This window comes from Rheinheimera texasensis DSM 17496 (genome assembly GCF_000711985.1).
In the GTDB taxonomy this organism is placed as follows: domain Bacteria; phylum Pseudomonadota; class Gammaproteobacteria; order Enterobacterales; family Alteromonadaceae; genus Pararheinheimera; species Pararheinheimera texasensis.
The window spans coordinates 504,111-519,814 of the sequence record NZ_JONU01000008.1; the positions used below are offsets into that span (position 1 = coordinate 504,111).

Consider the following 15,704-nt stretch of genomic DNA (forward strand, 5'->3'; position numbering starts at 1 on the left):
AGAATGCGGACTTAGATTTTTAGCTGAAAAAATATCCGGAGAACTGGCGCATGACGCAGTGGCAACAGGCCCTGGCCGAGATCAAGCGGGGCTTAGAAGAGATCCTGCTGGAAGACGAATTAATCGAAAAACTGAAGGAAGGTAAACCGCTGAAAGTAAAAGCCGGTTTTGATCCAACAGCTCCAGATTTGCACTTAGGTCACACCGTCCTGATCAATAAATTACGCACTTTCCAGCAGCTCGGTCACGAGGTGATTTTCCTGATCGGCGATTTCACCGGCATGATTGGCGATCCAACCGGCAAAAACGTCACTCGCAAGCCTTTAACGCGTGAAGACGTACTGGCGAATGCCAAGACTTATCAGGATCAAGTATTTAAGATCCTAGATCCGGCCAAGACGCGCATTGCTTTTAACTCCGAATGGATGGAAAAACTCGGCGCCGCCGGCATGATCAAACTGGCCGCCCGCCAGACCGTCGCCCGCATGCTGGAGCGCGACGATTTCAAAAAGCGCTACGCCAACAATCAATCCATCGCTATCCATGAATTTTTATATCCGCTGGTACAGGGCTGGGATTCTGTAGCACTGCAGGCCGATATCGAAATGGGTGGCACGGATCAGCGCTTTAACCTGCTGATGGGGCGTGAGCTGCAAAAAGACGAAGGTCAGCGTCCGCAAACGGTATTAATGGTACCGCTGCTGGAAGGTTTGGACGGCGTGCAGAAGATGTCGAAATCACTCGGCAACTACATCGGCATCACCGACAGCCCAACCGAGATGTTTGGTAAAGTGATGTCGATCTCAGACGATCTGATGTGGCGTTATTACGATCTGCTGAGTTTCCGCGCTATCGAAGACATCGCTGCACTGAAACAACAAGCAGCAGATGGCCGCAATCCACGTGACATCAAAATCGAACTGGCGAAAGAAATCATCGCCCGTTTCCACTCTGATGCCGACGCAGAAGCCGCGCATCAGGATTTTATCCAGCGTTTTTCCAAAAACGCGTTACCGGATGATATCCCGGAGCTGACACTGAATATCGAAGGCGATAACCTGCCAATAGCTCAGCTGTTAAAAGAAGCCGGCCTGGTAGAAAGCACTTCAGAAGCGTTGCGGATGATCAAACAAGGCGCGGTGAAACTGAACGGCGACGTGAAAGTGGAAGACAGCAAGCTGGTGTTTGAAAAAGGCTCCAGCACCATTTTCCAGGTTGGTAAACGGAAGTTCGCCAAAGTGACTTTGGTATGATCGATCAAAGATCCTGAGATCCTTTCGAAAAACGACAAAACCGCCTCCCGGCGGTTTTGTCGTTTTAAGCGCCGAAAAATCCGACAATTTGCTTGCACTCTGATCCAATGCGATCTATTGTGATATTAAATTGATATCACATTGAGGTGAGTTATGCTGAAAGAAACCCGAGCGCAGGCCAAATCCGGTTTTACTACTTTGTTTGTGTTGCTCGTACTGCAGATTGCGTCTGTGGCATTGGTCCTGACCATGCCGCCGCTGTTAAAAGTGTTGGCATTGCTGGGCGGGATTGTGGTGTTTATCTGTTGGTTTGGCTTTTATATGGTGCAGCCGAATCAGTCGGCGGTGCTGCAGTTGTTTGGCCGTTATGTCGGCACTGACTTTGAAAACGGCCTGCGCTGGGCCAATCCGTTTTACAGCAAACAAAAAGTCAGCCTGCGGGTACGAAACTTTGAGAGCAGTAAGTTAAAGGTCAACGACCATGCCGGTAACCCGGTGGATATCGCCGCTGTGGTGGTGTGGAAAGTGGTCGACAGCGCCGAAGCGGTGTTTGAAGTGGAAGACTACGAGAACTTTGTCAGCATTCAGAGCGAAGCCGCCATTCGTTATTTAGCGTCGAGTTATCCGTACGAAGCAGAGAAAGAGCACGATATCAGCCTGCGCAGCAGTGGCACTGACATTACTGATTTGCTGCGTACCGAAATCCAAAACCGTTTACATAAAGCCGGCGTGGAAGTGATTGAAGCGCGGATCAGCCACCTGGCTTATGCACAGGAGATCGCCAGTGCCATGTTGCAGCGTCAGCAAGCGCGGGCTGTGGTGATGGCGCGTCAGCAGATTGTTGAAGGCGCGGTTGGTATGGTCGAAATGGCGCTGCAGCGTTTGTCGGAAAAAGATGTGGTGCAGCTCGATGAGGAACGCAAAGCGGCGATGGTCAGTAATCTGCTGGTGGTACTCTGTGGTGACCACAGTGTGTCACCGGTGATTAATACCGGAACTATTTATTCTTAAAAAAGGTGAGCCGTGGCTAAAAAAGCTTTTGCGCTGCGCATCGATGAGCAGATGTTGCAGGCGCTGCAACACTGGGCGGATGATGAGTTTCGCAGCGTCAATGGTCAGATTGAGTTTTTGCTGCGGGATGCGCTGGTTAAAGCTGGCCGCGTCAAACGGATAACGCTTCAGCCGACAGATTTATCCACAGAAGAGCCGGCAGATCCTGCCGGCGGCGACAACCACTGACGCCATTGCCACAAGCCATAAGCAGCATTCAGCCAATACAACGCATAAAACGCCGCGGTCAGTTCCAGACCGCGGTGATAATACAACGGGATGGCAATGCTGTTGACCAGTAACCAACACCACCAGTTTTGCAGGTAACGCCGAATGAGCAGCAACTGCGCCAACACGCTGAGTGTCAGCACCAGACTATCCCAAAACGGCGCATAAGCGTCAGTCCAGAAATGTAACAGCGCGCCATAGAGCGCGGCTATGACTAACGCTGCGGTAAGATAGGGTAGTAAACATCGGCTAGGTAATTGCCGGATCGGCAAGGCCTGTGCACCCCGCCAGCTGAACAGGCCCCAGACTGCGGCCGCGATGAAAAATAACTGAAGAACGACGTCGGCATAAAGCTGATGCTGATAACACAGCACACCAAACAAAGCACATCCGGCGATAGTCGCCCACCAGGTCAGCGCCGAGTTGCGGGCGGCCAGCCAGATGGAGCTTGCGACCAGCAGGTTGGCAGCGAGCTCCAGGGCCGATGGCATCAGACTTCCAGATTATCAATCAGGCGCGTAGTGCCCAAAAAAGCGGCCAGCAAAATCACTAAAGGTTTGCTGTTGCTGTCTGCCAGCTCCAGTGTCTGGCGATCGCAGATATGAATATAATCCGGCCGGAACCCTGCCTGGCTCAACGTGTCGGCAACTTGTTGTTCCAGTGCGCGGAAGTCGGCAAAACCATGGCTGATTTGCTGGCGCAGCCATTGTAGTTGCTGATAAATCAGTGGCGCTTTAGCGCGGGCTTCAGTGGATAAATAACCATTGCGTGAACTGAGCGCCAGGCCATCTGCGGCGCGTTCGGTGTCGATGCCGATGATTTCAATCGGGAACGACAAATCGGTCGTGAGCTGACGGATCACCGCCAGTTGCTGGTAGTCCTTTTTGCCGAACAGCGCTAAGTCGGGCTGCACCAGGTTAAACAGTTTGCTGACGATAGTGGCGACGCCGCGGAAATGGCCGGGTCGGCTCGCACCACAATGCTTATCGCCTACTTTAGGTACTTCAACCGCAGTTTGTACATCCAGACCACGCGGATACATCAGCTCCGGCGTTGGCGTAAATACGGCATCGGCCTGATGTTCAGTCAAACCGGCGCAGTCTTCAGTCAAAGTGCGCGGATAACTGGCCAAATCTTCATTGGCACCAAATTGCATCGGATTGACAAAAATCGACACAATAACGCGGTCGGCGCGCTGGCGCGCTTCATCGACCAGCTTAAAATGACCGGAATGCAGATTTCCCATGGTTGGCACAAAAGCCACGGTCTGGCCGGCCTGACGCCAGGCCCGAACCGTCGCGCGTAATACTTTAATATCAGAGATCACCAGCATCAGAAGGCTCCCGTATCAGAAACTATGCTCAGGGCCAGGAAAGGCCGCACTTTTCACATCCGCGACAAATTTACTGATGGCTTTTTTGATATCACCGGTTTCCTGCAGGAAATTTTTCGAGAACTTCGGAATATAACCGCTGCTGATCCCCAGTAAATCATGCATCACCAATACCTGACCGTCGGTGACGACACCGGCGCCGATGCCGATGACCGGAATACGCAGCGCTTTGCTGATGCGCTCAGCTAATAAAGTTGGGATACATTCGACCACTAACAGCTGACAACCGGCCTGCTCCAGCGCAATCGCCTGCTGCAGGATATGCTCTGCAGCGGCATCGTCGCGGCCCTGCACTTTAAAACCACCAAACACGTGTACAGATTGCGGGGTCAGACCAATGTGTCCGCAGACCGGCACACCGCGTTCGGTTAAAGCTTTGATGGTGGGTAACAGAAATTCGCCGCCTTCCATTTTGACCATATTGGCGCCGGCCTGCATCATCGGGGTGACGTTGGCAAAGGCCTGCTCCATAGTCGCGTAGCTCATAAAAGGCATATCGGCGATGATAAAGGCCTGTGGCGCACCAGCGCGTACACAGCGGGTGTGATAGGCAATTTGTTCAACGGTGACGGGCAGGGTATCAGGTTGCCCTTGCAGCACCATCCCCAGCGAGTCGCCGACCAATAAAGTCTCGACGCCACTGTCAGCGAACAATTTGGCAAAGCTGGCGTCGTACGCCGTCAGCATGGTGATTTTTTCACCTTGCTGTTTCAGTTTCAGCAAAGTTGCCGTGGTAATTTTTGCCATGATGTTCTCATCCGACCATTAGAAAATCCGCGCGCAAGATGGCATATTAAGCCAAGCGCTGCAAGCTTCAGGTGGCGCAAAAACGCCAGAGCTCAGACTTGTGGCGCCGCCAGAATTGTCAGACCGTTACGCGGTACTTGCAAAGCAATCTCTGCCAGCGCACCGATGCCTGGGATCTGCAGTGCCGGTGCCAGTTCCAGCAAAGGGTAGACGACAAACTCACGTTGGTGCAGGCCATAATGCGGCACTGTCAGCCGTGGTGTTGCGAGAATTTCTTCGCCATACAGCAGGATATCCAAATCCAGCGTGCGTGGGCCCCAGCGTTCATCTTTACGTTGCCGGCCCTGTTCCAGCTCAATGCGCTGTAATTCGTCCAGTAAGGCTTCCGGCGCTAAGTGCGTATCCAGCGCCGCCACCGCGTTGACATAATCCGGCTGGTCCTGCGGCCCCATAGGCTTGGAGCCGTAGAAGCTACTGACGGCGGCAAGCTGGCTTTGCGGTAACTGCATCAAAGCGTTCACCGCTTGCTGCAGCTGCAAAAGCGGTGCGTCGAGGTTAGCGCCAAGGCCGAGATACACCCGGATCATGCCTGATCTGCCGCCGGTTTACGTCGCACGGGTTTGCGTTTACGCCGTGGCTTGCGCGGTTCAATGCCTTCTTTGCCCAAATCCAGCACCAGTTCTTCGCGCTCAGCGTCATCGGCGTTGACAAACTGCTGCCACCATAACGCCAGTTCGGCCAGCTGACCGCCTTCGGCTTTGGCGCGCAGTTGCATAAAATCAAAAGCACCGCGGAATTTTGGCAACTCCATCAGTTTAAAGGCGCGCCGGCCGGCCCGTTTGCTCAGGCGGCCCTGCAGCGACCATAAGTCGCGTACGACCAGCGTAAAACGTTTTGGAATGCCGATAGTGCGGACCAGATCGTCCAGCACTTCGGTCATGGCGATATTCAACGCGTCGATGTCATTGAGGCCACTTTCAATCAGCAGGGTCTGCATCCGCAGCTCTACCGGATACCACAACAACGCCGCGTAAATAAACGCCGGCGTGACCGGCTTATCCTGAGCGACACGCTCGTCGGTGTCTTGCAGCGCGTTGGTAATAAGGTGAAACACTTTGCCTTCGCTATCTTGTTTCAGCACTTTGTGCACTTGTGGCAGCAACTGTTTCAGAATACCGAGGTCACGCATCATCACAAAGTTGTCAAACGCTTTGCCAGCCATCAGCAGCTTCAGCGATTCGTCAAATAACCGCGCCGCCGGGATATTTTTCAGCAAGACCGCAAGTTCCGGGATTAATGCAGCAGTGGCAGGTGCCAGATCCATATTCAGTTTGGTGGCAAAGCGGATGGCGCGCAGAATGCGCACCGGATCTTCGCGGTAACGGGTTTCCGGGTCGCCAATCAATTCAATTTTGCGCTGCTGGATGGCTTCTACGCCGTTGGCAAAATCGTAGATAGCAAAATCACGCACTGAGTAATACAGCGCATTGATGCTGAAATCGCGGCGCTCAGCGTCTTCTTCGATAGTGCCGTAGACGTTGTCGCGCAGGATTTGGCCATGATCAGACCGTACGCCGGCCGGGATGTTTTCTTCTTCTTCGCCACCGCTGTGGTGACCGCGGAAGGTCGCCACTTCAATCACTTCACGGCCAAACACCACATGGGCCAGGCGGAAGCGCCGGCCAATCAGCCGGCAGTTTTTAAATACGGCGCGCACTTCGTCTGGTGTGGCGTTGGTAACGACGTCAAAATCTTTTGGAATAAGGCCGAGTAACAAATCGCGGATACAGCCGCCGACCAAATAGGCTTCAAAACCGGCGTCGTTTAAGCGGTACAGCACTTTGAGTGCATTCGGGCTGATATCTTTACGTGAGATATTGTGCTGGTCGCGTGGGATGACGCGCAGCGCCGGTAAAATCGCCGATTGATGGTCAGGGTTCAGTTTAGGGCCAAGATTGCTGGTATCACGACGTGGCCTTGGCGTGTCTCGCTGTGTGTCGCGGTGTGAATCATGGCGCGAACGGTCGCCCTGATACGACGAGTCTTTGTTACGTTCAAAACGTTCACGTGGCGGCCGGCCCGGACGGCCATTGTCGTTGCGCTGATACTCAACATTAGTGCGGCGTGGCCGGCGTTCCGGTGCAGCTGCAGCTGGTTGCTGACTGTCGGTTTGTTCCACCACAGCTTCGGTGATGGCTTTGGCTTTTTTGCCGGTGAGCTTGCGGCAAAAATCTAACACTCTGGAAATAATGGCCTTTCTCCTTGAAAGAACAGTGTTGTGTGGTGAGTTTTGGCGGCGCATTAATGCGGCACTTGTTGGCAGCGCATTCCGGTAACAGACAGACTTCAATGCGGCCGGCGGCCAGTCACCTGACAGGCGGAAAAAATTGCCGGTATGATAACGCAGGCTGTCGAAAAAATGAATGAAAATACCAGTGCCGCCGGTAATCAGCCAGCAATCTGCCGGCAATCTGAACCCGCTCAGTTAAAACTGTTGATTTGAATTTCGGGCTGAGTTGGCACAGCGGCCGCTTGCCAGTGCTGCAGCGCAAACTTCAACAACTCTGTGACAGGTAGCAGCTCTGCATCAGGTGGCAACTGCTGGCCTAAAAACCGTAGCGCGGCCGTCAGCGATTGTGCCGGGGCAAAATGGCGAATATCAGTAGCATGATTTTGTTTGCTGAGTTTGTGACCAGGCGCTGTGACAGCCAGTGGTAAATGGCCATATACCGGCACCTGGGCGTCAAAAGTGCGGCATAGTGCCTGTTGACGCGGGGTCATCTGTAACAGGTCGGCGCCGCGGATCACTTCGCTGATACGTTGCTCGACGTCATCAATCACCACCACCCATTGATACGCAAACAGGCCATCGCGGCGTTTGATGATGTAATCTTCCCCGGCAAGCGCGGTAGGGATTTGCTGTGTGCCGCGGAACAAATCGAGAAATTCAGTGTTGACCCCTGCGCTTTTCAGACGCCAGGCGAGTGGGCCTGCATCGGCTGCCAAACCGAGGCTTCGGCAGTGGCCATCATAAATGCCGCCTAAAGCAGCAATCCGGGCGCGGTTACACTGACAGCCGTACAACTGTTGCCGAAACTTTTCGAAATAATCCTGATATAAATCAATTCGTTGGCTTTGCCAGACCACGCTGTCGTCCCAATAGAGACCAAATTGTTCCAGCGTGCGCAAAATGTCGCTGTCAGCGCCGGGCACAGTGCGGGGGGAGTCGATATCTTCAATGCGGACCAGCCACTGGCCGCCTTGTGATTTTGCGTGCAGATAACTGCCGAGCGCGGCTACTAATGAGCCGAAATGCAAAGGGCCGGATGGCGATGGCGCAAACCGGCCCCTGACACAGGAGAATCCGACGGTCATCATTAACCGCCGAGTTGTTTTTCCTTGATCTCTGCCAGCGTCTTACAATCGATACACTGGTCAGCCGTTGGACGGGCTTCCAGACGTTTGATACCGATTTCGATGCCGCAGGTATCGCAGTAACCAAAGTCTTCGTCTTCGATTTTCTGCAGGGTTTTTTCAATCTTTTTCAGTAGTTTGCGCTCGCGGTCGCGGGCACGCAGTTCCAGGCTGAATTCTTCTTCCTGTGCTGCGCGGTCCACTGGATCCGGGAAGTTTGCAGCTTCGTCGGCCATGTGGTTTTTAGTGCGGTCCACTTCTTCACGCAGCTGTTGACGCCAGGCGTCGAGGATTTTGCGGAAATGTTCCAGCTGCTTCGGATTCATATACTCTTCGCCCGGCGCTTCCTGATAAGGCAGCACGCCAGCCATGGCCAACAGGCCGAGAGATTTGGTAGTTTTGCCTTCTGGCATGGTAGTCTCCTGTATAACAGTGCCAAGCAAAAAGATGGCGGCTATTGATAGCAGAATATCGGCACCATCGCAATCACATTAAAAAAAGCCGCGGAAGTATACAGAGAGACCACAGAACCGTCATCCGGTTCTGCTGTTTTTCTCAGCAAACCGTGGCAATTTTCACCGTTTTCCGTTACATGCGCGGAAAAGGGCCGGCACAATAGCAGAAAATGAAGTAAATAACAGGAGATTGAGGACAAGATGGAAATTTGGTGGGCATTTTTATTATTGGGCGCAGTCGTCGGTTTTGTCGCCGGTCTGCTCGGCGTGGGTGGCGGCGCTATTATGGTGCCGGTACTGACGACCTTGTTTATGTCACTGAATTTTCTGCCTGAACAGGTGGTGCACATTGCGCTCGCAACGTCGATGGCCTCTATTATTCTGACCAGTATCGCCAGTACCCGCACCCACCAGCAACATCAGGCGGTGTTGTGGCCGGTGGTGCGGCTGATGAGCGCCGGCATAGTAGTCGGCACTTTTGGCGCCACTTTTATTGCAGCGCGCGTCAGCGCTTTACCGCTGGCGATTTTTTTCAGTGTCTTTATGGCTTATGTCGCGCTGCAGATGCTGCTGAATATCAAACCCAAACCAAGCCGGCACTTACCTGGGGCTGTTGGCATGACTGCGACTGGTATCGGCATCGGCAGTATTTCTGCATTGGTTGCGATTGGTGGTGGTTCGCTGACCGTGCCATTTCTGACCTGGTGTAATGTGCGGGTGCAACAGGCGATTGGCACTTCTGCTGCGATTGGCTTGCCGATTGCGCTGAGTGGCAGCATTGGTTATGCCGTGGCGGGCTGGGATCAAGTTGGTTTGCCGCCATTTAGCCTGGGTTATATCTATTTGCCGGCAGTGTTATTGATTTCGGCTGTCAGCTTTTTTACTGCGCCGCTCGGCGCAAAACTGGCGCATCGTCTGCCGGTGGCGACTTTAAAGAAAATCTTTGCGCTGTTGCTGATTGGCCTGAGTGCAAAAATGCTGCATAGCATTCTGAGCCATTAACAGTTGCGGTCCGCGTGGCTGTCCTGTCTTTGCTGCGCTGTGATACACTCGGCCCATTGTGGTATTTGTCCCGATTAAAAGGTTTTGTTATGGCTGAACTGTTGCAAATTCAATTAAGCAGCGCTGCTGCTGACGTCCGTTTTGGTAAAAACCCGCTGTTAACACCAACTGCCGATGGTTATCAAATCCATCAAAGTGGTAATGACACGCTGCGGCAAATTCAAAAAGCCGGCCGTACTTTAGATGGACTCGGTGTACAGACTCTGCAACTGGCTGGCGATGGCTGGACGCTGGACAAACAATGGGCCTTTTATCAGGGCTTCTGCAGTGCGAAAAAGTTAGGCGGCGTGCACTGGACCGGTGACGAAAGCACAGTGAAGCAGCTGGTGGCATTACAGCAATGTTTTGCCTGGGCGAAAAAACAAACTAATGCCGCGCCGGAAGATTTGTATCCGGAAAAACTCTGCCATGAAGCCATCGAGTTTATCAGTGCGGTGGCCGGGGCCGGTAAAGTCACACACCGGGTGATCAGCGGCGATGCGTTGCTGAGCGAAGGCTGGGTTGGCGTGCATGCGGTAGGCCGTGGCAGCGACCGCGCTCCGGCGATCCTGGTGCTGGATTACAATCCTTCGGCTGACTCACAAGCACCTGTTGCAGCCGCGCTGGTCGGTAAAGGCATTACTTTTGACAGCGGTGGTTATTCGATTAAAGCCTCTGAAGGCATGCTGACCATGAAGTGCGACATGGGCGGCGCCGCCACTGTTACCGCCGCGCTGGCGCTGGCGATCAGCCAAGGCCTGCAAAAGCGCGTTCAGCTGATTTTATGCTGCGCGGAAAATCTGATTAATGGTCGTGCATTTAAACTGGGCGACATCCTGACTTACAAAAACGGCGTGACAGTTGAAATCGTCAACACCGACGCAGAAGGGCGTTTGGTGCTGGCTGACGGCCTGCAAATCGCAGCAGCTTCAGGTGCACCGCTGGTGATTGATGCAGCGACCTTAACTGGCGCGGCGATGATGGCGGTAGGTACGGAATACAATGCGATTTTTGGTCTGGATAAAGGCCTGCAACAACGGGTGCTGGGCTACGCGAGCACAGTCGCTGAACCGGCTTGGCCATTGCCGCTGGAACGCTGGCACCAACAACAATGTCCGTCTGCTTATGCCGATACTGCCAATAGCCGGCCGGTCAAAGGCGGCGGTACCGGTGGCGCCAGCAATGCAGCTGGTTTCCTCAGCCGTTTTGTCGGCAATGACGGCGCCGGTTGGTTGCATGTTGATTTAGCCGCAGCCTTCCAGGGCACTGCCAATGGCTTCTGGGGCGCTGGCGCAACGGGTATGGGCATCCGGTTAATTGCCGAGACGCTGCTGCGCGAAACTGCTTAATCAGACTTGCGGTGGCGCTGAACCTGGCGCTACCGCATATCACTTTTACTGACACGGACTGCTATGACGCTTGTTCCAGCTGCAGCCTTGCCGGTTGCCGATATTCTGCCTGCGCTAGTGCTGCAACTGGAGCGGCAGTCGGTTTCGATCCTGACTGCGCCGCCAGGTGCAGGTAAATCCACATATCTGCCGCTTTACTTATTGCAACAGTCTGCTTTTGCCGGCAAAAAAATCATCATGCTGGAACCACGCCGGCTGGCCGCCAAAAGTATTGCCGCTTATCTGGCGCAGCAGCTGGGTGAAACTGTCGGCCAGACGGTGGGTTATCAAATCAGACTGGAACAAAAGCAATCTGCTGTGACCCGCTTGCTGGTGGTGACCGAAGGCGTGTTGATCCGCAAAATGCTCAGTGACCCGCTGCTTGAAGACGTCGACCTGCTGATTTTTGACGAATTCCATGAACGCAGTCTGCAAACCGACCTCGCGCTCGCGCTGGCGTTGGAAGTGCAGCAGCTCAACGATCAGCTTAAGTTGCTGCTGATGTCGGCCACGCTCGACAGTGACAAACTCAGTCAGCGTTTACAGGCCCCGGTGCTTAAAAGCCTCGGCCGCAGTTTTCCGGTCGATATCCGCTATCAGGCGCCGACTCAGCAGCCACTGGCGCTGCAATGTGGCGATATCGTGTTGCAGGCGCTGACGCAACATGATGGCAACCTGCTGGTGTTTTTACCGGGTCAACGTGAAATCGACCAGTGTGCCGACTATTTACAGCTGCGCTTGCCGGATGCATCCGTCAAAGTCCATGCGCTGATTGGCAGTTTGTCGCTAGCAGAACAACAAGCCGCCATCGCCGCGCCGCCAGCCGGCCAGCGCAAAGTGGTGCTGGCGACCAATATCGCCGAAACCAGTTTAACTATCGATGGCATCAGTGTGGTCATTGATTCCGGCCAGGCCCGCGCCGCAGTGTTTGAGCCGAAACTCGGTTTCAGCAAACTCGAAACTATTCAAATCAGTCAGGCGGCGGCGACGCAAAGGGCCGGCCGCGCCGGCCGTTTAATGCCAGGCGTCTGTTACCGGCTGGATACCGCTGAGAAATGGCAACGCCGCCGGGCCCAAACGGTGCCGGATATTCTGCAGGCCGATTTACTGGCGCTGCGGCTTGATATCGCCGGCTGGGGCGCCAAAGTCAGTGATTTGTTCTGGCTGGACCTGCCACCGCCAAAACAGCTGCAGGCCGCCGAACAATGTCTGCAGCTACTTGGCGCTTTAGACGAACGGCTGCAACTGACCGCCAAAGGCCGGCAGATGCTGGCGTTACCGGTAGAGCCGCGTTTAGCGGCGATGCTATTACATGCCCGGGAATTAGAGCAGCAAGGTGAGACCGGCGCTACAAGCCTGGCGGCAACCATTGCCGCTCAAATCGAACAGACCCGGCGTTTTACCCAGACTGAACTCAGCAGCCAGCTGCGGCTACAGACTGACATGGCAAAGCAGCAGTACCAGCAGTTGTTACAGCTGATGCACGGCCGGCACAGCGCCAGTCTGCCTCTGGCACTCACGCCTGAGCTGTTAAGCCGGGCCTTCCCGGACCGGATCGCGTTGAATCGTGGCCAGGGTTATCTGCTGGCGAATGGCACAGGCGCCAGTCTGCCGCCGGACGATGCGCTGCAGGGCGCAGCGGTGCTGGTGGTGGCGGATTTACGGCTTTGGCAACAACAAGCGGTGATAAGCCTTGCCGAGAAATGGACGCTTGATGCGTTGTTCCAAAGCTGGCAAGCCGATTTAGACTGGCAGAACCGGCTGGAATTTGATGAACAAAATGGCCGTTTTATAGCTGAAAAACAGCTGCGGCTCGGCGCTTTGGTGCTCAAACGGCAACAGCGTAATGATGAAATACGTAGCGATGACCGGCGACAGGCCTGGCTCGATTATCTGCAGAAAAAAGGTGCACAGGTCTTAAGCTGGTCTGAAGAAGCATTGCAGTTGCAGCAGCGGCTGGCATTGGCGCGCCAGTTACAGCCAGAGCACAACTGGCCGGATTTAAGCCGTTCGCAGCTACAGGATACGTTTTCGGACTGGCTTGGGCCTTATCTGGGCGATGTACGTAGTCTCGCGCAGCTACAACAGCTGAACCTGGCGCAAATTCTGCGCGACAGGCTGGATTATGCCCAGCAACAAAAGCTCGATGCGCTGCTGCCGGCCAGCTGGCGTTCAGTATTGGGCACTTATGTTGCGCTGGATTATCAGCAGGACGGCGAAGTGCATTTAGCTATCCGGCTGCAGGAAATGTTTGGCCAGCTCACCACGCCAACGGTCGGCCAGAGCGCTGTGCCTGTGACTATCACTTTGTTGTCGCCGGCGAAACGACCACTGCAGGTGACGCGTGACCTCGCCAGTTTCTGGCAAAATGCTTATCAGGATGTGAAAAAGGAAATGCGCGGGCGTTACCCTAAACATCATTGGCCGGACGACCCGGCAGAAGCTGAACCCACCAACAAAACTAAAAAAGCGATGGCGAACAAAGCGACGGACCGATGACGACAAAACGTAAAACGGCAAAAAAAACGCCGATGAATCCACTGCTGCGTTCAGTGTTGATATTCAGCCTGAAACTCGGCCTGCTGCTACTGGCGGCGATGTCGATTTATCTGATTTACCTCGACAGCAAAATCACCACGTTATTTTCTGGCCATAAATGGCAGGTGCCGGCGCAGCTCTATGGCCGCACGCTGGAACTGACGCCGGGTAGCCATCTAAATCAGCAGCAGTTTCTCGATGAACTGTCGCGACTGCAATACAGCGCCGACCACCGCTTAAATGGCCCGGGGCAATATGATGTCAGTGGCAATACTGTACATGTGGTGCGGCGCGCTTTTGAATTTCCGGATGGCGCCGACGGTGTACGCCGTTTCAGTGTCGAGTTCGCCGGCGAATTTGTACAGCGGCTGTATCAGGGTGAGAAAACGCTGCAAAAAGCCCGGCTGGAACCGCAATTGTTACAGCATCTGGTGGCAGCCGAGCAGGAAGACCGCGAACTTGTTCGTTTAGCTGATGTGCCGCAGCCGATCCGGGAAACTTTGTTGTTAGTAGAGGACCGGGAGTTTTATAGCCATCACGGGGTGTCGCCGTTATCTATTCTCCGCGCCTTCTGGCAAAACCTGCTGGCCGGTCGCACTGTGCAGGGCGGATCGACGCTGACGCAGCAACTTGCGAAGAACATGTATACCAACCAGCAACGTACTTATTTGCGCAAAGTAAATGAAGCGCTGATCGCGTTGGTGCTGGATTTCCGCTACAGCAAAGACCAAATTCTGGAAGCCTATTTAAACGAGATTTTTATCGGCCAGTTCAAAGACAACCCGGTGCACGGCCTTGGGCTTGGCAGCCGGCTGTATTTTGGTAAACCGTTGGCAGAACTAAAGCCGCACGAATACGCCTTGCTGGTCGGCATTATTAAAGGCCCGTCGGTGTATGACCCGCGCCGCTTTGCTGACCGTGCACTGAGCCGGCGTGATCTCATTCTCGATTTAATGGCTGAACACGGCATTCTGAATCATGACCAGCACAACGCGGCCAAACAGCAGGCGTTGGATGTGATCCCGCTGGGGCAGCATTTAAAAGGCCGTTTTCCGGCCTATATCGACAAAGTGCGGCAGGAATTGCGTCAGCTGATCTCCGATACCTCGCAACTGCAGCAGGGGCTGCGGGTTTTTACTTATCTGGACCCGATGGCGCAACAGGCAGCCGAGCAGGCGATGTCGGCCCGTTTGAGTCAGCTCAATGACAAAATTGAAGGCGCAATGTTGGTCACTGATTATCATCGCGGCGCATTAAAAGCCATTATCGGTGGCCGTCAGATGCAATATGCCGGTTATAACCGCGCTTTATCGGCGCGCCGACAGATCGGCAGTATTGTCAAACCTGTGGTTTATCTGGGGGCATTGCAGCAACCGGCCCTATTTAATCTCGGCACTATTCTGCAAGATACACCGATGAATTTGCGCAGCGGCAGCCGCAATTGGCAACCGCAAAACTATGATAAAAAATTCCGCGGTCCGGTGCCGATAGTGACAGCGCTTAGTCAGTCGCTGAATATTCCGACTGTGCGGCTTGGCATGCAGGTTGGTCTGCCTAAACTGGCTGACAATCTGCATCAGCTCGGGTTGCAGCGTGAGCTGTCGTTGCAGCCGTCGTCTTTGCTGGGGGCTGTTGAACTCAGTCCTTTTGAAGTGGCGCAGTTGTATCAGACGCTTGCGAACAAAGGCCAATATCTGCCTTTGGCTGCTGTCAGTGCCATCACGACGACAGAAGGCCGTGTGCTGCATCAGCGTCAACAAAAGGCTGAACAGCGTATCGCACAGGAGCCATTGTACCTGCTGCAATATGCCCTGCAGCAGGCGACACAGCAGGGCACTGCGGCCGCTTTAACATCACAGTTCCCACGCACCCGCTTTGCCGGAAAAACCGGTACATCCAGCGATTATCGGGACAGTTGGTTCAGTGGTTTTGATCATGAGACCGGCATTGTGGTCTGGTTAGGCCGCGATGATAACCAGGCCATTGGTCTGACCGGTGGTAGTGGCGCCTTACCGGTGTTTGCCGGTTATTTTAGCCGGATGCCGCCAAATTCACTGTTCCGCGCGGTGCCGGATAAAGTTCGTAAACAATTTATTTCAAAATTATCAGGTCGGCCAGTCGCAGAAAGTTGCGTTAATGTATTGTTATTGCCAGTCATTTCAGTTGAAATGCCGTCGAGTGGTACCTGCGATTAATT

14 protein-coding genes are annotated in these 15,704 nt (G+C 54.1%); 7 read left to right on the forward strand and 7 right to left on the reverse strand.

Features of this window, described 5'->3' with window-relative positions:
• Positions 1-50: 50 nt before the first annotated feature.
• The 3 genes from tyrS (at position 51) to Q399_RS0108200 (ending at position 2,492) form a co-directional block, all read left to right on the forward strand.
• Positions 51-1,253 (forward strand): tyrosine--tRNA ligase, encoded by a 1,203-nt coding sequence (tyrS, locus tag Q399_RS0108190; protein ID WP_031567618.1) that lies wholly within the window; start codon positions 51-53, stop codon positions 1,251-1,253.
• A 153-nt stretch (positions 1,254-1,406) separates the two neighbouring features.
• Positions 1,407-2,264, forward strand: coding sequence for an SPFH domain-containing protein (locus tag Q399_RS0108195; RefSeq protein WP_031567620.1), 858 nt, complete (start codon positions 1,407-1,409; stop codon positions 2,262-2,264).
• Positions 2,265-2,276: 12 nt separating this feature from the next.
• A complete protein-coding gene (locus Q399_RS0108200; RefSeq protein ID WP_031567622.1) occupies positions 2,277-2,492 on the forward strand; it encodes a type II toxin-antitoxin system antitoxin in 216 nt (71 codons plus the stop codon).
• Here Q399_RS0108200 and pnuC read toward each other — a convergent pair.
• The 7 genes from pnuC to dksA form a co-directional block, all read right to left on the reverse strand.
• Complete coding sequence (gene pnuC, locus Q399_RS0108205; RefSeq protein WP_031567624.1) at positions 2,432-3,022, reverse strand: nicotinamide riboside transporter PnuC; 591 nt, start codon at positions 3,020-3,022, stop codon at positions 2,432-2,434. The genes Q399_RS0108200 and pnuC overlap by 61 nt on opposite strands.
• The gene (gene panC / locus Q399_RS0108210; RefSeq protein WP_031567626.1) at positions 3,022-3,864 is read right to left on the reverse strand and encodes a pantoate--beta-alanine ligase; all 843 of its coding nucleotides are present in this window, start codon (positions 3,862-3,864) and stop codon (positions 3,022-3,024) included. Before panC ends, pnuC begins: the two co-directional genes overlap by 1 nt.
• Positions 3,865-3,879: 15 nt before the next feature.
• Entirely contained in the window at positions 3,880-4,671 is a 792-nt protein-coding gene (gene panB, locus Q399_RS0108215; protein WP_031567627.1) for a 3-methyl-2-oxobutanoate hydroxymethyltransferase, read from the reverse strand.
• A gap of 92 nt (positions 4,672-4,763) precedes the next feature.
• A complete protein-coding gene (gene folK / locus Q399_RS0108220; RefSeq protein WP_031567628.1) occupies positions 4,764-5,258 on the reverse strand; it encodes a 2-amino-4-hydroxy-6-hydroxymethyldihydropteridine diphosphokinase in 495 nt (164 codons plus the stop codon).
• On the reverse strand, positions 5,255-6,910 hold the full coding sequence (pcnB, locus tag Q399_RS0108225; protein ID WP_245612854.1) for a polynucleotide adenylyltransferase PcnB: 1,656 nt from the start codon (positions 6,908-6,910) through the stop codon (positions 5,255-5,257). The genes folK and pcnB overlap by 4 nt, the downstream gene beginning before the upstream one ends.
• Before the next feature lie 242 nt (positions 6,911-7,152).
• Complete coding sequence (gene gluQRS, locus Q399_RS0108230) at positions 7,153-8,046, reverse strand: tRNA glutamyl-Q(34) synthetase GluQRS (protein ID WP_245612855.1); 894 nt, start codon at positions 8,044-8,046, stop codon at positions 7,153-7,155.
• A gap of 2 nt (positions 8,047-8,048) precedes the next feature.
• Positions 8,049-8,498 (reverse strand): RNA polymerase-binding protein DksA, encoded by a 450-nt coding sequence (gene dksA, locus Q399_RS0108235; protein ID WP_031567631.1) that lies wholly within the window; start codon positions 8,496-8,498, stop codon positions 8,049-8,051.
• A gap of 243 nt (positions 8,499-8,741) precedes the next feature.
• Here dksA and Q399_RS0108240 point away from each other — a divergent pair, with 243 nt between their 5' ends.
• The 4 genes from Q399_RS0108240 to mrcB all read left to right on the forward strand — a co-directional run bounded on the left by Q399_RS0108240 (position 8,742) and on the right by mrcB (position 15,702).
• A complete protein-coding gene (locus Q399_RS0108240) occupies positions 8,742-9,542 on the forward strand; it encodes a sulfite exporter TauE/SafE family protein (protein ID WP_031567633.1) in 801 nt (266 codons plus the stop codon).
• Positions 9,543-9,631: 89 nt separating this feature from the next.
• Positions 9,632-10,930, forward strand: coding sequence for an aminopeptidase PepB (pepB, locus tag Q399_RS0108245; RefSeq protein WP_031567635.1), 1,299 nt, complete (start codon positions 9,632-9,634; stop codon positions 10,928-10,930).
• A 63-nt stretch (positions 10,931-10,993) separates the two neighbouring features.
• Complete coding sequence (gene hrpB, locus Q399_RS0108250) at positions 10,994-13,468, forward strand: ATP-dependent helicase HrpB (RefSeq protein ID WP_031567637.1); 2,475 nt, start codon at positions 10,994-10,996, stop codon at positions 13,466-13,468.
• Complete coding sequence (mrcB, locus tag Q399_RS0108255; protein WP_031567639.1) at positions 13,465-15,702, forward strand: penicillin-binding protein 1B; 2,238 nt, start codon at positions 13,465-13,467, stop codon at positions 15,700-15,702. The genes hrpB and mrcB overlap by 4 nt, the downstream gene beginning before the upstream one ends.
• Positions 15,703-15,704: the final 2 nt, after the last annotated feature.